The organism is Streptomyces kunmingensis (assembly GCF_039533535.1).
GTDB lineage: Bacteria > Actinomycetota > Actinomycetes > Streptomycetales > Streptomycetaceae > Streptomyces > Streptomyces kunmingensis.
The window spans coordinates 20,458-37,102 of the sequence record NZ_BAAATS010000001.1; the positions used below are offsets into that span (position 1 = coordinate 20,458).

Genomic DNA, 16,645 nt, shown 5'->3' on the forward strand with positions numbered 1-16,645 from the left:
GTCGAGGTGACCGTGAACGCTAAGACCAGCGCGAGCGCTGGCAACACCTGGCGAAACCTGCCCGCGGCGCAGCAGCCCGAGTACCCGGATGCCGAGGCTCTGCGCGATGTGATCGCGGACCTCGAGTCGTATCCGCCGCTCGTCTTCGCCGGCGAGTGTGACCAGCTGCGCGCCCGACTGGCGGCCGTCGCCAAGGGAGAGGCGTTCCTGCTCCAGGGCGGCGACTGCGCCGAGGCCTTCGACGCCGTCTCGGCCGATCACATCCGGAACAAGCTGAAGACCCTCCTCCAGATGGGCGCCGTACTCACGTACGCCGCCTCGGTGCCGGTCGTGAAGGTCGGCCGGATCGCCGGCCAGTACTCCAAGCCGCGCTCCAAGCCGACCGAAACCCGCGACGGCCTCACCCTGCCGACCTACCGCGGCGACTCCGTCAACGGATTCGAGTTCACCGAGGCCGCCCGGATCCCGGACCCCGAGCGCCTGAAGCGGATGTACCACGCGTCCGCCTCCACGCTGAACCTGGTGCGCGCCTTCACCACCGGCGGCTACGCCGACCTGCGCCAGGTCCACGCCTGGAACCAGGACTTCGTGAAGTCGTCCCCGTCCGGCCAGCGCTACGAGCAGCTCGCCCGCGAGATCGACAACGCGCTGAACTTCATGCGCGCCTGCGGCACCGACCCGGCCGAGTTCCAGACCGTCGAGTTCTACGCCTCCCACGAGGCGCTGCTCCTCGACTACGAGTCGGCGCTGACCCGCGTCGACTCGCGTACGGGCAACCTGTACGACGTCTCGGGCCACATGGTCTGGATCGGCGAGCGCACCCGTCAGCTCGACGGCGCGCACATCGAGTTCGCCTCGAAGATCCGCAACCCGATCGGCATCAAGCTCGGTCCGACCACGACGAGTGAGGAGGCGCTGCAGTACATCGAGCGCCTCGACCCGGACCGTGAGCCGGGCCGGCTGACCTTCATCGTCCGCATGGGCGCCGACAAGGTCCGTGACAAGCTGCCCGAGCTGGTCGAGAAGGTCACCGCCTCCGGCGCGACCGTCGCCTGGATCACCGACCCGATGCACGGCAACACGTACGAGGCGGCCTCCGGTCACAAGACCCGTCGCTTCGACGACGTGCTCGACGAGGTCAAGGGCTTCTTCGAGGTCCACAAGGCGCTCGGCACGCACCCGGGCGGCATCCACGTCGAGCTCACCGGTGACGACGTCACCGAGTGCGTGGGCGGCGGCGACGAGATCTTCGTCGACGACCTCCACCAGCGGTACGAGACCGCTTGCGACCCGCGGTTGAACCGGAGCCAGTCGCTGGACCTGGCGTTCCTGGTGGCGGAGATGTACCGGGACCAGTAACGGCACCGGTAACGACGCTTTGCTTGCACGAACGCCGTGGGGCGCGGATCACAGGGATCCGCGCCCCACGGCGCTTTTGCGCTCCAGGCCCGGCGGGTATGGTTAGGCTAGCCTCACCGAGTAATCGGGACGGCGCACCCGTAGTCCCGGCCGGGAGGTGAACCCGCGTGTACGTCTGCAACTGCTTCGGTGTGACCGAGGACCAGGTCAAGCGGCACGCGGAAGGCGGCGCCTGCACCCCCCGCCAGATAGCCTCCGCCTGCAAGGCCGGCACCGACTGCGGGTCGTGCGTACGCCGTATCCAGGCACTGCTCGGGCGGGGCGGCTATCCCCGGCCCGCGCTCGTCGCCGTTGAGCGGGATGTCGAGCAGGGTGCCGACCCGGAGGAACAGGGTCTCGACCAGGACGAGGCCGCCGCGGCCTAGCTGTCCGGCTGCTAGCTGTCCGGCTGCTCGATCTGCTGCGCCAGGTAGAGCGCCTCACCCAGCTTCTCGATCAGCTCCAACTGCGTATCGAGATAATCGATGTGGTGCTCCTCGTCCTCCAGGATGTCCTCGAAGATCCGCGCCGACGTCACATCGCCCTTGGCCCGCATCACGTCGATGCCGCGCCTGAGGCGGTCGATCGCCTCGACCTCCACCTGCCGGTCGGCCTGGAACATCTCGGTGACGGTCTGCCCGACCCGTACATGGAAGAGCCGCTGGTAGTTCGGCAGGGCGTCGAGGAAGAGGATTCGTTCCGTCAGCCTGTCCGCGTGCTTCATCTCGTCGATGGACTCGGCACGGGTGTACTTCGCGAGCTTGGTCCAGCCATTGTTGTCCTGGATCCGGTAGTGGAGCCAGTACTGGTTGATGGCCGTCAACTCGCCCGTGAGCTGCTCGTTGAGGAATTCGATGACCTCGGGGTCGCCCTGCATCGCAGAGGCTCCTTCCACGTGGTGGACTCGGCAGGTTTCGCGCATCCTTGCACCGGCGCCGAAATGCGTCCAGTAAGTGCATGCTTAGTAGGAGTTGCCCGAATCGATGATCGGCTGCGGCCCGTCGGGGCCCGCTTGGTCATGGCCACTGCCCGGGGTCTGTCAGGATGGAGGCATGGGTCATCCGGTGGGTCGCGAGTCTGGGGGAGCAGTGCAGCCGGAGCTTCCGCCGGGGCAGCGACTGCAGCGCGGCTGGCCGGTCACGCACTACGGACCGGTGCCCAAGTTCCGGCCCGAGCGCTGGGAGTTCAGGGTCTTCGGGGCCACGGCCGACGGCGACAAGCACTGCTGGAACCACGAGGAGTTCTCGGCGCTGCCGTACGCGAGCGTGGTGGGCGACCTGCACTGCGTCACCAAGTTCAGCATGCTCGCCGCCGAGTGGGGCGGAGTCCTCGCCTCCACCATCCTGGAGCTGGCGCCGCCGGATCCCGCCGTCACGCATGTGATGGTCTGGGCCGAGTACGGGTTCAGCTCGAATCTGCGACTGTCCGATTTCGTCGCCGACCGCACCATTTTCGCCACCCACAAAGGCGGGGAACTGCTCACCGCCGAGCACGGGTTTCCGCTGCGGCTCGTCGTGCCGCACCTGTATGCCTGGAAAGGGCCGAAGTGGGTGCGCGGGGTCGAGTACATGACCGCGGATCGGCGGGGGTTCTGGGAGGAGCGCGGGTACCACAACGTGGGGGACCCGTGGGAGGAGCAGCGGTACTCGTACCAGGAGGTTCCGGGGGAAGGGCCTGAGCTTTAGCTCTCCTCTTTCGGGTTCTTCGTTTCGGGTTCTCCGTTTCAGGTTGCGGTTTCAGGTTGTGGCGCGGAGTGCCTTCAAGCGGGCTATGTCCGCCGCGTTGCCCTCTTTGCCGCCCGGCGTCTCGATGACCAGCGGCACGTTCTCCGTCGCCGGGTGCGTCATCAGGTCCTGGAAGGGTTCCGCCCCGATGTGGCCCGAGCCGATGTTCTCGTGGCGGTCCTTGTGCGCACCCACCACGTCCTTGGAGTCGTTCGCGTGGATCAGCTTGAGGCGGCCCTCGCCGACCGTGTCCACCAGGAGGTCCAGGGTCTGCTTCACGCCACCCGGGGCGACCAGGTCGTGGCCGGCCGCGTAGATGTGGCAGGTGTCCAGGCAGATGCCCAGCTTCGGGTGGTGGTCCAGGGCGTCGAAGTACGGGCCGAAGTCCCAGGTGCGTGAGCAGAGGGACGCGCCCTGGCCCGCGGTCGACTCCAGGAGGAGGAAGGGGTCGTCGTCGTGGGTCAGCTCGTCCAGGAGCGGGAGCAGGTGCTCGCGGACCTGGGCCAGGGCCACGGAACGGTCGCGGCCGCCGGTGGCCGAGCCCGTGTGCACGACTACGCCGAGGGCGCCGATGGCGCGGGCGCGGCGGAGGCTGTGCCGCATCGACACGACGCTTTTCTCCACGGTGGCTTCGGTGTGCGAGCCGAAGTTGATCAGGTACGGGGCGTGGACGTAGGCCGGGATGCCGTCGGCTGCGCAGGCGGCGCGGAACGTCTCGTCCTGCTGGGGGTTGCCGGGGGGAGTGGCCCAGCCGCGCGGGTTGGCCACGAAGACCTGGACGGTCTCGGCCTGGACGTCCTGGGCGTACGCGAGCCCTACGGAGGCCAGGCCGCCGGCTACGGGGACGTGGCCGCCGATGGGGTTGCGGGTGTTGCTGTTCACTCGGTCAAGAGTGCCATGGGTGTTTGGGTGTGCTGTGAAGGGAGGGTGGCTGGTTGCGGTTTCGTTGGCGGCTATGCGTTTTGCTGTGGCAGGTGTGTGGGTGGGTGCGGGGGCGGTCGGGGTATGTCCGTGCTCGCCATCTCGATGTCATTGCTGCTTGCTTCGGCCGCCGTGGCCAGGGGCAGAGGTGCTGCGCGCGGACATACCCCGACCGCCCCCTCCCGCCGTCGGATACCTGTCCCATTCGAGCCCGTCCGGCTGTGCCGACCCAGCCCCTCCGGCGGTTCCCGATCAAGCCCCTCCGGCGATTGAGGAGCGGGGTCCGGGGCAGAGCCCCGGGGCTCCGCCCCAGCGCGGAGCGCGTGGCAATCCCCCCACTCCGGCTGTGGCCGATCAAGCCCCTCCGGCGATTGAGGAGCGGGGGCTGGGGCGGAGCCCCGGGGCCGGGCGCGAGTGCCGGGTGCACGAATCGTCTCCGGCCCCTCCGGCGAAGGAGCTGTCAGCGGATGGTGATTTTGATCGTGGAGCCCTTGGGGGCCTCCTCGCCGGCCTCCACGGACTGACTCCGCACCGTGTCACCGAAGAGCCCGAGAATCCCCCGCTCCTCGTCCACCTCGAACCCCGCACCTTCAAGCTTGTCGTGCGCGTCATCGACACTCATGCCCGTGACGTCAGGCACCTCGACCATCGGAGGCCCCTTGGAGATCGTCAGGGTCACCGTGTCGCCCTCGGAGAGCTGACCCTCGCTGGGGGACTGACGGGCCACGTCACCCTTGTCCTCGTCGGAAGTCACCCGAGCCGTGGCGATCTCCGCCTCGAGACCGGCCTCCTCCAGCTCGGCCACGGCGTCGTCCTCGGACTCGCCCGTGACGTCGGGGACGTCGACCGGCGGGCCCTTGGAGACGACCAGGGCGACCGCGGAACCGGAGGTCCGGGTCGAGCCCGCCTCCGGGTCCGTGCTGATCACGGCGCCCTTGGCGATGTCCTCGCTGAACTTCTTGGTGACCATGCCCGGCGCCAGACCCCGGTTCTCGAGGTCGCTCTTCGCCGTCGCGAGACGCGTGCCCTCCAGGTCGGGGACCTTGACCGTCTTCGGGCCCTTGGACACCGTCAGGTTCACCGTCCCGTCGTCACGGATACGGGCGTTGGCCTCCGGGTCCGTGGCCATGACGGTGCCGCGCTTGTACGCGTCGCTGTACTTGTACGTGGTCTTGCCGCCGGCTCGCAGGCCCGCCTCGTCCAGGCGCTGCTTCGCCTGGGCCTCGGTCTTGGCCAGCAGGGGCGGGACCTTGGTGAACTGGCCCGAGTTGATGTACCAGACGCCCGCGCCGACCCCGAGGACCAAGAGGAGCGCCGCGATGATGGCGAACGTGCCGCGGCGCGGCCTGCCGCCCCTGCGGCGTGCGGGTGCCGGGGGTGACGGAGGCGGACTCTCCAGGCGGCTCGTGCGGTGGAAACCGTCCTCCTCCGCGGGCAGCGGCAACTGCACCGCGCGCGGGAGCACACTCGTACGGTCGTCCGCACCCGCGTGCTCCGCGTCCCGCGCCTGCGGCGGCGCCGTGTCCAGCTCAGCCTCGGTCAGCGCGGAACGCGCTTCGCGGACGTGGGCGAGGAGGGCCACCGCGTCGTGCGGGCGGACCTGCGGGTTGCGCGCCGTGGCCGACGCGACCAGGTTGTCGATCGCGGGGGGCAGGCCGGGTACGGCCGTGGAAGGCGGGGGGACGTCCTCGTTCAGATGCTTGTAGAGGATCTGGGCCGGGGTGTCGCCGGAGTGCGGCTTGCCGCCGGTCAGCATCTCGTAGAGGACCACCCCGCACGCGTAGACGTCCACGCCGGGCGTCGCCGTACCGTCCTCTATCTGCTCCGGCGCCAGGTACGAGACCGTGCCGAGGAGTGTCCCGGTGGTGTTCGTGACGGTGTCCACCGCCCGGACCAGCCCGAAGTCCGCCACCTTCACCCGGCCGTCGTCCCCTATCAGGACGTTCTCCGGCTTCATGTCGCGGTGCACGAAGCCCGCACGGTGCGCCGCCCCGAGCGCGGCGAGCACCGGCTCCAGGATGTCCAGCGCCGCACGGGGCTTGAGCGCACCACGGTCCCGCAGGACGTCGCGGAGCGTGCAGCCCGCGATGTACTCCATCGCCAGATAGACGTACGCGCCCTCGGCGCCCTGGTCGTAGACGCCCACGACGTTCGGGTGGTCGAGGCGGGCCACCGACTTGGCCTCGCGGATGAAACGCTCGACGAACGTCGCGTCCGTGGCCAGCGAGGGGTGCATCACCTTGAGCGCGAGCACGCGGTCGAGGCGGGTGTCCACGGCCCGGTAGACCGTGGCCATCCCGCCGACCGCGATGCGTGCGTCGACGCGGTACCGGCCGTCGAGCACATGCCCGAGCAACGGGTCCTGAAGGGTCGTGTCCACGCTGGTGAGTGTACGAGGAGTGACTGACAGGCCCCCTGCCCGCTGCGGGACCGGGCCCGTACTGCAGCAGAGCTGTGACCCTGTCAGAAGGCCGGGCGCTCCGGGTCGAGGTGGGCGCGGCCCTGGGTGGGTGAGGAGGCCTCCGCGAAGTGCCGCTTGGGGATGCGGCCCGCCCGGAACGCGAGCCGGCCCGCCTCCACCGCGTGCCGCATGCCCTCGGCCATGAGCACCGGCTCCTGCGCGCGGGTCACCGCAGAGGCGAGCATCACACCCGCGCAGCCCAGCTCCATGGCGAGTGCCACGTCGGAGGCCGTGCCCGCGCCCGCGTCCAGGATCACCGGCACGCGCGCGTGCTCGGTGATCAGCTGGAAGTTGTGCGGGTTGCGGATGCCGAGCCCGGAGCCGATGGGGGAGCCGAGCGGCATGATCGCCGCGCAGCCCACGTCCTCCAGCTTGCGGGCGAGCACCGGGTCGTCGTTCGTGTAGGGGAGGACCGTGAAGCCGTCGTCGACCAGGGTCTCGGCGGCGTCCAGAGTCTCGATCGGGTCGGGCAGCAGGGTGCGCTCATCGGCGATGACCTCGAGTTTGACCAGGTTCGTGCCGAGCGCCTCGCGCGCGAGGCGGGCCGTGAGGACCGCCTCGCCGGCGGTGAAGCAGCCCGCCGTGTTCGGCAGGACCTGTATGTCGAGTTTTTCCAGGACGGACAGGACGGAGCCGTGCACGGTCGCGTTCACGCGGCGCATCGCCACTGTGGTGAGTTCGGTGCCGGAAGCGGTCAGGGCGCGTTCCAGGATGTCGAGGCTCGGGGCGCCTCCCGTGCCCATGATCAGGCGCGAGGAGTACGTGGTGTCCCCGAGGACGAAAGCGTCGTCGGCCATGGACGAGTCAGCCTCCTTGTACGGCTGTGAGGACCTCGACGCGGTCCCCCTCGCGGAGCGCGGTCGCGGCCCACTGGGTGCGCGGGACGACGGTCTCGTTGAGGGCGGCGGCGACGCCGGAGTGCGCTGTGGTGAGCGTGGTGACGAGGGCTTCGAGGGTGAGGTCGGCGGTCACCGCGCGCGGCTCACCGTTGAGCGATACGTTCATGCGGGCTGCTCCATGGAGACGTCACTGAGGGCGCCGGGCCCTTGGCCGGAGAACCGCCCGGGGGTGAACGGGCGAGCTTCCTCCGGGAGTTCGCCGGTGGTCAGGACCTGCGCCATGGCGTCCCCGGTGACCGGCGTGAGCAGCACGCCGTTGCGGTGGTGGCCGGTGGCCAGGAGGAGGCCGGGCAGGGCCGTCGGGCCGAGCAGCGGCGCGTTGTCCGGCGAGCCGGGGCGCAGACCCGCGCAGGTCTCGGTCAGGGGCAGTTCCGTGATGCCGGGGACGAGTTCGTGCGCATCCCTCAGAAGCTCGTAGACCCCGCCCGCCGTGACCGTCGTGTCCCAGCCGAGCTCCTCGCTGGTCGCGCCCACGACGAGCTCGCCGCTGACGCGCGGCACCAGGTAGAGGTGGCTGCCGCGGACGACCGCGCGGACCGTGCGGCTGAGGAACGGCGCGTACCGAGGGGGCACGGTCAGCCGCAGGACCTGGCCCTTGACCGGGCGGACGGGCGGCCGTACCTCGTCCGGCACCCCCGCGAGCCGCCCGCTGTGGCTGCCCGCCGCGAGCACGGTCTGCCCGGCCGCGAGCTCGTCGCCCCCGCTCAGCAGGACGCCGCGCGCCCGGTCCCGTACGACAGAGAGCCGCTCGGCCCGCGACCGGTGGAAGACCACGCCCGCACGCTCGCAGGCCGTCACAAGGGCGTCCGCGAGCCTTCTCGGGTCGATCTGGTGGTCACCGTCGACCCGCAGGCCCCCGCGTACGCCCGGCGCGAGCATCGGCTCCAGACGGCGGCAGTCGCGGCCCGACAGCCACTCGGACTCCAGACCCGACTTCCTTTGCAGCGCGTGCAGTTCACGCAGGTGCGCCCGGTCGTCCGCGTCCAGCGCGACCGCCAGCGTGCCGCACGCGCGGTAGCCGAGATCCTTGCCGCTGGCCTCGGACAGCTCGGCCGCGAACTGCGGATAGCGGCGCGCGGACTCGACATTGAGACTCAGCAGCGTCTGCTCGCCGTAGTGCAGTTCGGTGACGGCGGCCAGCATGCCGGCCGCCACCTGGGCGGCACCGCCGCCCGGTTCGGGGTCCACGACCGCGACGGACAGACCGCGCTGCGCGGCCCGCCAGGCGGTGACCAGACCGATGATGCCGCCACCGACGACCAGTACGTCGGTGGCTTCGGGTGGAGTACGCGACATGGGCGTCCAGCCCCTCCCTTCGCCGGCATGACCCGGATCAGGTTCGTACGGTCGGAGGCCGCCCAGCCTCCCTCTCAGCCCGCTGCGTACGGGCTCCCGCGAGTGCTTTACGCCGTCACCCTAACTCCTGCGCACGACCCTCAGTAAGTACGGCCGCCAGTGGCAGGCAGGGCCGCTTGATCGCTAAACCGGTGACACGTGTGCAGGACGTCACGGCCCGGGAGTGGTCCGCGTCGCTGACTGACGCAAGATCAAGTGCCTAAGGTGATCCGGTGAGCGAGCAGCGGAGCGGCAACGGGACACCTCAGGGACAGCGGCACGTCGTCGTCGTCGGCGCGGGCATGGCCGGCGTGCAGACGGCCGTGGCCCTGCGTGAACAGGGCTTTCCCGGCAGGGTCACGCTGATCGGCGCGGAGCCGCACCGGCCCTACGACCGGCCGCCGCTGTCCAAGGCCGTCCTGCTCGGCAAGGCCGACGGCTCGGCCTTCGACGTGGACTTCGAGGCGCTCGGCGTCACTCTGGAGCTGGGCCGGGAGGTCACGGGGCTGCGGCCCGGCGACCACGAACTGGACACGGCCACGGGCCCGGTCGCCTACGACGTCCTGGTCGTCGCCACCGGCGCCGAACCGGTCCGGCTGCCGGGCGCGGAGAGCGTCCCCGGCGTACATCTGCTGCGCACCCTGGACGACGCCGAGCGGCTGCGGCCCGTCCTCGCCGAGCAGCGTGACGTGGTGGTCGTGGGCGCCGGGTGGATCGGCGCCGAGTTCGCCACCGCCGCCCGCGAGGCCGGCTGCCGGGTCACTGTCGTGGAGGCGGCCGAGCGGCCGCTGGCCGGGGCACTGCCCGCCGAGGTCGCCGCCCCCATGGCGGCCTGGTACGCGGACGCGGGAGCCCGACTGCGCACCCGCGCGCGCGTGGAGAGCGTCGAGCCGGGCTTCGTCACTCTGGACGACGGGACGCGGCTGCCCGCCGGAGCCGTCGTCATCGGCATCGGCGCCCGCCCGGCCACGGGCTGGCTGGCCGGCTCCGGCATCGAGCTGGGTGTCCACCGCGAAGTGGTGGCCGACGCGGGCCTGCGGACCTCCGTGCCGGACGTGTACGCCGTCGGGGACTGCTCCTCGTTCCCTTCGGGGCGCTACGGCGAGCGTCTGCTGGTCCACCACTGGGACAACGCCCTACAGGGGCCGCGCACCGTCGCGGCGAACATCATCGGTGAGACACCGGCGGTGTACGACCCGGTGCCCTACTTCTGGTCCGAGCAGTTCGGCCGATTCGTGCAGTACGCGGGCCATCACGGCGCCGCCGACACGACGGTGTGGCGCGGCGACCCGGCCGGCGCGGCCTGGTCGGTGTGCTGGCTGCGCGAGGGCGCTCTGGTCGGCGTGCTGGCGGTCGGCAAACCCCGCGATCTGGCCCAGGGCCGCAAGCTCATCGAGGCGGGCACCGTCCTGGACCCGGACCGCCTGGCCGATCCGGCCCAGCCCCTGAAATCCGCCGTGGCGTGACCGCCACCGGGCACGGAAACACCTGGTCAGCCCGCCCCGACTTCCGACTGTCAGTGCGGGATGGCACGCTTGTCCCGTGACCGAGATTGACGCAAAGATCGATGCTCTCGTCCCCGACTGGCTCACCCTTCCCGACATCGCCGAGCAGTTCGGCATCGAGGTGACGCGTGTGCGACAGCTGGTGAAGGAGGGCCAGGTGATCGCCGTACGCCGTGGTGAGAACAGGGCGTTGCACGTGCCCGCCGCCTTCATCGACGGCGACAAGATCGTCAAGGGCCTCACCGGCACCTTGACGCTCCTGCGGGACGACGGCTTCAGCGACGCGGAGATGCTGGAGTGGCTCTTCACCCCCGACCCGAGCCTGCCGGGGACGCCCGCGCAGGCCTTGAGCGAGAATCGCGGCACGGAGGTGAAGCGCCGCGCCCAGGCGCTCGCCGTCTGACCTGACAACCGTCCGGCGTGCGCACCACGGGCTTCGTGGTGCGCACGCCACCGACACAACGGGGGATGTCCCATGGCCGACCCGAAGCGCGCCCTGCTCGCCGATGCCCGGCTCTACCTGTGCACCGACGCCCGCAAGCGCCAGGGAGACCTGCCGGAGTTCCTCGACGCCGTGCTCTCCGGCGGCGTGGACATCGTGCAGCTGCGCGACAAGGGCATGGAGGCAGGCGAGGAGCTGGAGCACCTCGCCGTGTTCGCCGAGGCGGCCCGCCGCCACGGCAAGCTCTTCGCGGTCAACGACCGGGCGGACGTCGCGCACGCGAGCGGCTCCGACGTCCTGCACCTGGGCCAGGGCGACCTGCCCGTCCCCGCGGCCCGCGCCCTGCTCGGCGAGGACGTCCTCATAGGCCGCTCCACGCACGCCGCCGCGGAGGCCGCCGCGGCCGCCGTCCAGGAGGGCGTGGACTACTTCTGCACCGGCCCCTGCTGGCCGACCCCGACCAAGCCCGGCCGGCACGCGCCTGGCCTCGACCTGGTGCGCCACACCGCCGGCCTGGGCACCGACCGCCCCTGGTTCGCCATCGGCGGCATCGACCTGGGGAACCTGGACGAGGTCCTGGACGCGGGTGCCCGTCGCGTCGTCGTGGTCCGCGCCCTCACGGAGGCCGACGATCCGGCGGCCGCGGCGGCCGAGTTCGCCAAGCGCCTGCGCTCGGTGTGACCCCCGCACAGCGCCTCCGAGAAGCGGCGTCGCGCCCGGCTGTCCGCAAGGTGGACGGGGATTAGGGGCTACCGGATTCCCTCAGTAACCTGCCCGTATGGCCCTTGGCACCCCTTCCACCAGGACTGATCGAGCCCGCACCGTGCGCGACATGCTCGCGGCGGGGAAGGCGACGTACTCCTTCGAGTTCTCCGCGCCGAAAACCCCGAAGGGCGAGCGCAACCTGTGGAACGCCCTGCGCAGGGTCGAGGCCGTCTCGCCGGACTTCGTCTCCGTGACGTACGGCGCGGGTGGCTCCACGCGCGCGGGCACGGTCAAGGAGACCGAGCAGATCGTCGCCGACACGACGCTGACGCCGGTCGCCCACATCACCGCCGTCGAGCACTCCGTCGCCGAACTGCGCAACATCATCGGCCAGTACGCCGACGCCGGGATCCGGAACATGCTCGCCGTGCGTGGAGATCCGCCGGGCGACCCCATGGCCGACTGGATCTCGCATCCGGAAGGGCTGACGTACGCCGCCGAACTCGTCGAGCTGATCAAGGAGTCGGGGGACTTCTGCGTCGGCGTCGCCGCGTTCCCCGCGATGCATCCGCGCTCCGCGGACTGGGACACCGACGTGCGGCACTTCGTCGACAAGTGCCGGGCGGGCGCCGACTACGCGATCACGCAGATGTTCTTCTACCCGGAGGAGTACCTGCGGCTGCGCGACCGGGTCGCCGCGGCGGGCTGCGAGACGCCCATCATTCCGGAATGCATGCCGGTGACGAGCGTGCGCATGCTCGAACGACTGCCGATGCTCAGCAACGCGGACTTCCCTCCGGCGCTGAAAGAGCGGATCCTCACAGCGAAAGACGATCCAGCCGCTGTACGCTCCATTGGAATCGAGTTCGCCACGGAGTTCTGCGCGAAGCTGCTTGACGAGGGTGTACCGGGTCTGCACTTCATTACGCTCAACAACTCCACTGCGACGCTGGAGATCTACGAGAACCTGGGCCTGCACGAACAGCAGGCCTGATGGGCCGTACCCGCAAGGGGATACGGCCGTACGAGAGGGGCGTACATGGGCTGGGCGGTCCTCTACATCGCGTTCGGACTGGTGGCGCTGTGGCTCCTCGGTGAGGTGCTGCTGCAGTACAAGGCGCGTCTTCGCTGGCGCCTGCTCGCCTTCGGCGGCTTCCTCGGGGTGGTCCTCGGTGTCCTGATCCCGTCGGTGTACGTCATCGGCATCGGCGCGATCGCCTTCGCGGTCGGGCAGACGTACGTCACGCTGTCGTTCCGCCGCGGGTTCGCGGCGGGCTGGGCCATCAAGAACGCCCCGGGTGCGGCGGAGGGCGGCAGCAAGCGCCGCAAGAGGGAGCCGGCCCGCAAGGACCCGACGCTCGAGGTCTCCGACCTGGAGTACGAGCAGGGCGCGCAGCCGGAGTACGCGCAGGGCGTACAGCCGGAGTATGCGCAGGGCGTACAGCCGGAGTACGCGCCGGCTGCGGGAACCCCGGAGACGCCCGCGGAGTCCACCGCCGTGTACGCCACCACCGAGCCGATGCCCGACGACACCGGCCAGTACGGCGTCTACAGCGACGCGGCGTACGCCCAGGCGACCCAGGCCGACCACGGCAACCAGGGCTACGGCTACGACACCGGGTCCTACGGCTACGACCAGCAGAACTACGGCTACGACACCGGGCAACAGCCGTACGCCGCGCCCTACTCGGACCCGTACATCGGGGCGCAGAGCTACCCGGAGCAGCCCCAGTACGGCGACCCGTACGCCGCCGGCCAGCAGCAGTACAGCGACCCGTACGCGACGGCCAACGGTTACGGCACGGACACCCCTCCCGGCGGCGTCTGGGTGCCGCAGCAGCGCAACGGCGACGAGCAGCAGCAGGGCTACGGCGGCGAGCTGCCGCCCGAGCAGCCCTACCCGTCGTATCCGCAGCACGACCCGAACACCGGGTACGACACCGGCTACAACGAGCAGCAGTACCGGTACTGAGCCGACAGCCCGCCTCGGCTCAGTACCGGTACTGAGCCGACAGCCCGCCGCGGCTCACTGCGAGCCGCGGAACTCCGGGCCCTCCACGATCAGACCCGCCACCAGCGCCCCGGACATCCCCGCGTGCGGCAGTCCGCCGCCGGGGTGCGACCAGCCGCCCACGGCGAACAGCCCCGGCAGCTCCGTCCTGTTGGCCGGATGCAGCAGCCGTCCCTGAGCCGCGGCAAGGGCGGGCGCGGGCACCGCCCCGCCCGCCGCCCCGGTCGCCTCGGCGATGTCCTGCGGCGTACGGATCTCGTGCCACAGGAGCCGGTCGCGCAGGCCGGGCACGGCACGCTCGGCCGCCGTGAGGACCGCTTCCACGTCGGCCTCGCCCACGCGCGCGTGCGGCGGCACGGTCACAGTGACGGTGACCGCCTCGTGGTCGGCGTCCGGAACCTGGGACGCCTCGGCGGTCCGCAGCACGGCGACGGTCGGTCTCGCGGGCCGCGGACCGCCGTCGAACAGCCAGGCCGCCTCGGCGTCCCGGTCCGACCCGTGCACCACCGTCCGGTACGGCGTGCCGTCGGGCCGGGGCCCGCGCAGCGCCAGATGGACCGTGAGCCGGCTCGGCACCGACGCCTCGGACTGAGCCGGTACCTCGCCCCGCACCGACTGCCCGGGCAGCAGCCCGTCGAGCACACTCGGCGCGACGCCCGCCACGACGAACTCGGCGTCCTCGGCCGGGTGCCCGGCCGGCTCGACGCCTGCGGCGCGGCCGTCCTTCACCACGATGCGCGTGACAGCCGTACCGAATCTGAACTCGACCTTGCGCTGCAGACAGCGCGCGTACACCGCGTCCGCGAGCGCCCGTAGGCCCCCGCTGACCGCCCACGTCCCGAACGTCTGCTCCATGTACGGCAGGACGGCCGCGCTCGCCGGTGTCGTACGGGGGTCGAGGCCGTACGCCAGCGCGTACTGCTCCAGGAGCGCCACCAGGCGCGGGTCCCCGCCCAGCTCGAGCACCCCGATGTCGGCGAGCGTCTTCGCCGTGCGGTCCTTGCGCAGCAACCGCTTCTGGGTCACGGCCGGGTACGGCTCACGGTCGGCGAGCACCTGCCAGTTCGGCCACAGGGGCTCTTCGAGCAGGGGGCGCCGCGAGCGGTCCCAGGCCTCCCGCGCCCGGTTCATCAACGCCGACCAGCGCGTCCCCGCGCCCGCGCCGACCGCCGCGTCCAGCGCCTCTGCCACCCCGGCACGCCGCGCGTTCGGCAGGTCCGTGACGGTGCCGTCCGCGAAGACGTGCCGGACCGCGGGCTCCACCTGCGTCAGACCGACGAGGTCCTCCAGGGGCTCCTTGCCCGTCTTGATGAACAGGTCGCGGTAGACCGCGGGCAGCGGGAGCAGCCCCGGGCCGGTGTCGAACGCGAAGCCGTCGCGCTCGATCCGGCCGACGGCGCCGCCGTACGTCGACCCGCGCTCGAAGACCACCGGTCGGTGGCCCGCGACGGCCAGCCGAGCGGCGGCCGCCATGGCGCCCATGCCTGCGCCGATCACCGCAATTCGTGCCATGCCAGGGACTTTATCGGCCGCCACTGACAACGCCGCTCGCAGGTCACGAGGGCGGCGGAGCCTCCCGGAGGAGGCGCTTCTCCTCGCGCCGCTGGGCGCGTCTGCGCAGGAACCGGCGGATGCGGCGGACGAGGAGGAAGAGCATCAGCAGCCCGAGGACCAGCAGGACCGCCGCGATGATCGCGGCCGCCTCGGGGTGGAACATCGCGAAGGTCACGACGGCGCCGACCCCGAGGTCCTCCGCGGTGCTCAGCACGAAGTTCGAGGCCGGCTCGGGCGAGGTGTTGACCGCCATCCGGGTGCCCGCCTTCACGGCGTGACTGGCCAGGGCCGTGGAGCCGCCGATCGCGCCCGCCGCCAGATCGGACAGCGAGCCGCTCTGCCCGGCGAGCAGCGCCCCGACGACCGCGCCCGACACCGGCCGGATCACGGTGTGCACCGTGTCCCAGGCCGAGTCCACGTACGGGATCTTGTCGGCGACGGCCTCGCACAGGAAGAGCACTCCGGCGACGATCAGGACGTCGGGGCGCTGCAGCGACTCGGGGACCTCGTCGGTCAGGCCGGTCGCGCCGAAGATGCCGAGGAGCAGGACCACCGCGTACGCGTTGATGCCGCTCGCCCAGCCGCTGGTGAAGACCAGGGGGAGTACGGACACGGACAAGATCGTAACCAGTAGGGCACTCTCCGTGCCTGAGGTTGAGCGCGCAGGGCTGAGTATCCGTACTCAGTAAGGGAGATGAGTAGATGCACGGATGGGTCGCGACCTGCGCAGACGGAAGAGTGGTCACCACGGAGAGGGGCGCGGCTCCGGTACCGCCGACACGGGGCGGCGGAACGGACGCGGCGCCCTTGGCCGCTCCTCTCGCCCGCAAGGGTGGGAGCGAGGCACGGGGGACCCGGGGGAGACCCAACGGGGGTCCGACGGGGGAAACGGGGGATACGCCGGTCCGGTGAGGCCTGAGATCGACCACAGGCCTTGCCGGACCGGCGCTCTTTTTCCGCCCGCTCAGGCCCGCCCGCTCAGGCCCGCCCGCTCAGGCCCGCCCGGTCAGCGGCTGCCCGGTCAGCGGCTGCCCGCTCAGGCCCGCCCGGTCAGCGGCTGCCCGCCACCGACCCGCCCCTGGAGCAGGAACGACAGCGCCGCGTGCACATCGTCCAGCGAGCGTTCCGGCTGGAACGCCTGCCAGTCGAGCGCGGCCACGAGCACCATGCCCACCAGGGCGGCCGCCGTCAGCGGGATGTCGATCTCGTCGCTCAGCTCACCGCCCTCCACGGCGCCGCGCAGCACGCCCTCCACGACGGCCACGGCCTCCTGGCGGACCACGGCGAGGGTGGACTGCCAGGCACGGTTGGTGCGCCACAGTTCGGCTACGTAGAGCTGCGTGAACGCCGGGTACTCGTCGATGAAGACGAGGCCGGCGCGGATCATCGCGTCCAGCGCGTCGACCTTGCTGCCGCCCTTCTCGCCGGCCCTCTGCGCCGCGTCCCGCAAGGAGGCGGTGAGGAGCCCGACGCCGTGTCGCAGCAGCTCCTCGAAGAGGACCGACTTGCTGGCGAAGTTGTAGTAGACGGTGCCCTTGGCGACCCCGGCGCGCTCGGCGATCTCGTCGACCGTCGTGGCGGAAAAACCCTGCTCCGCGATGAGCGTGACAGCGGCTTCGTAGAGCTTCTGCCGGGTGGCCTGGCGCCGTGTGCTGCTTTCCATGCCCCCGATTCTCACAGGCCGCGTCGC

At 71.1% G+C, this 16,645-nt stretch carries 17 protein-coding genes and 1 riboswitch; of the genes, 8 read left to right on the top strand and 9 right to left on the bottom strand.

Going from position 1 to position 16,645, the window contains the following annotated elements; translation table 11 throughout:
- Positions 1-6: 6 nt before the first annotated feature.
- A complete protein-coding gene (locus tag ABD366_RS00095; RefSeq protein WP_324768394.1) occupies positions 7-1,359 on the top strand; it encodes a class II 3-deoxy-7-phosphoheptulonate synthase in 1,353 nt (450 codons plus the stop codon).
- Between the two features lie 167 nt (positions 1,360-1,526).
- Positions 1,527-1,784: a (2Fe-2S)-binding protein gene (locus ABD366_RS00100; RefSeq protein WP_324768393.1), complete on the top strand. Its 258-nt coding sequence runs from the start codon at positions 1,527-1,529 to the stop codon at positions 1,782-1,784.
- An 11-nt stretch (positions 1,785-1,795) separates the two neighbouring features.
- Here the strand turns inward: ABD366_RS00100 and bfr are convergent, their stop codons facing one another.
- Entirely contained in the window at positions 1,796-2,275 is a 480-nt protein-coding gene (bfr, locus tag ABD366_RS00105; protein ID WP_324768392.1) for a bacterioferritin, read from the bottom strand.
- Between the two features lie 175 nt (positions 2,276-2,450).
- Here bfr and ABD366_RS00110 point away from each other — a divergent pair, with 175 nt between their 5' ends.
- Positions 2,451-3,083 (top strand): sulfite oxidase-like oxidoreductase, encoded by a 633-nt coding sequence (locus ABD366_RS00110; protein ID WP_324768391.1) that lies wholly within the window; start codon positions 2,451-2,453, stop codon positions 3,081-3,083.
- 51 nt (positions 3,084-3,134) lie between these two features.
- Here ABD366_RS00110 and ABD366_RS00115 read toward each other — a convergent pair whose 3' ends face one another.
- From ABD366_RS00115 to thiO, 5 genes are all read right to left on the bottom strand, one after another.
- A complete protein-coding gene (locus ABD366_RS00115) occupies positions 3,135-4,004 on the bottom strand; it encodes a deoxyribonuclease IV (RefSeq protein WP_324768390.1) in 870 nt (289 codons plus the stop codon).
- A gap of 499 nt (positions 4,005-4,503) precedes the next feature.
- The gene (gene pknB / locus ABD366_RS00120) at positions 4,504-6,423 is read right to left on the bottom strand and encodes a Stk1 family PASTA domain-containing Ser/Thr kinase (RefSeq protein WP_324768388.1); all 1,920 of its coding nucleotides are present in this window, start codon (positions 6,421-6,423) and stop codon (positions 4,504-4,506) included.
- Positions 6,424-6,506: 83 nt separating this feature from the next.
- Positions 6,507-7,301 carry a thiazole synthase gene (locus ABD366_RS00125; protein ID WP_324768386.1) on the bottom strand — a complete coding sequence of 265 codons (795 nt, stop codon included), beginning with the start codon at positions 7,299-7,301 and terminating at the stop codon, positions 6,507-6,509.
- Between the two features lie 7 nt (positions 7,302-7,308).
- A complete protein-coding gene (gene thiS / locus ABD366_RS00130) occupies positions 7,309-7,509 on the bottom strand; it encodes a sulfur carrier protein ThiS (RefSeq protein WP_324768385.1) in 201 nt (66 codons plus the stop codon).
- A complete protein-coding gene (gene thiO / locus ABD366_RS00135; protein ID WP_324768383.1) occupies positions 7,506-8,699 on the bottom strand; it encodes a glycine oxidase ThiO in 1,194 nt (397 codons plus the stop codon). The genes thiS and thiO overlap by 4 nt, the downstream gene beginning before the upstream one ends.
- A riboswitch (TPP riboswitch) is annotated at positions 8,697-8,809 on the bottom strand. Its footprint overlaps the gene before it by 3 nt.
- A 162-nt stretch (positions 8,810-8,971) precedes the next feature.
- Here thiO and ABD366_RS00140 point away from each other — a divergent pair.
- The 5 genes from ABD366_RS00140 (at position 8,972) to ABD366_RS00160 (ending at position 13,362) form a co-directional block, all read left to right on the top strand.
- Positions 8,972-10,204 carry an NAD(P)/FAD-dependent oxidoreductase gene (locus ABD366_RS00140; protein ID WP_324768382.1) on the top strand — a complete coding sequence of 411 codons (1,233 nt, stop codon included), beginning with the start codon at positions 8,972-8,974 and terminating at the stop codon, positions 10,202-10,204.
- 76 nt (positions 10,205-10,280) lie between these two features.
- Positions 10,281-10,646, top strand: coding sequence for an Rv2175c family DNA-binding protein (locus ABD366_RS00145; protein ID WP_324768380.1), 366 nt, complete (start codon positions 10,281-10,283; stop codon positions 10,644-10,646).
- Positions 10,647-10,718: 72 nt separating this feature from the next.
- Positions 10,719-11,366, top strand: a complete 648-nt coding sequence (gene thiE / locus ABD366_RS00150) for a thiamine phosphate synthase (protein ID WP_324768379.1) — start codon at positions 10,719-10,721, stop codon at positions 11,364-11,366.
- Positions 11,367-11,463: 97 nt separating this feature from the next.
- The gene (gene metF, locus ABD366_RS00155) at positions 11,464-12,384 is read left to right on the top strand and encodes a methylenetetrahydrofolate reductase [NAD(P)H] (RefSeq protein ID WP_324768378.1); all 921 of its coding nucleotides are present in this window, start codon (positions 11,464-11,466) and stop codon (positions 12,382-12,384) included.
- Between the two features lie 45 nt (positions 12,385-12,429).
- Positions 12,430-13,362, top strand: coding sequence for an SCO2102 family sporulation regulator (locus ABD366_RS00160; RefSeq protein ID WP_324768377.1), 933 nt, complete (start codon positions 12,430-12,432; stop codon positions 13,360-13,362).
- Between the two features lie 54 nt (positions 13,363-13,416).
- Here ABD366_RS00160 and ABD366_RS00165 read toward each other — a convergent pair whose 3' ends face one another.
- The 3 genes from ABD366_RS00165 to ABD366_RS00175 form a co-directional block, all read right to left on the bottom strand.
- On the bottom strand, positions 13,417-14,913 hold the full coding sequence (locus ABD366_RS00165; protein ID WP_324768376.1) for a phytoene desaturase family protein: 1,497 nt from the start codon (positions 14,911-14,913) through the stop codon (positions 13,417-13,419).
- A gap of 43 nt (positions 14,914-14,956) precedes the next feature.
- Complete coding sequence (locus ABD366_RS00170; RefSeq protein WP_324768374.1) at positions 14,957-15,568, bottom strand: DUF4126 domain-containing protein; 612 nt, start codon at positions 15,566-15,568, stop codon at positions 14,957-14,959.
- 423 nt (positions 15,569-15,991) lie between these two features.
- Positions 15,992-16,618 (bottom strand): TetR/AcrR family transcriptional regulator, encoded by a 627-nt coding sequence (locus ABD366_RS00175; RefSeq protein ID WP_324768372.1) that lies wholly within the window; start codon positions 16,616-16,618, stop codon positions 15,992-15,994.
- Positions 16,619-16,645 lie beyond the last annotated feature (27 nt).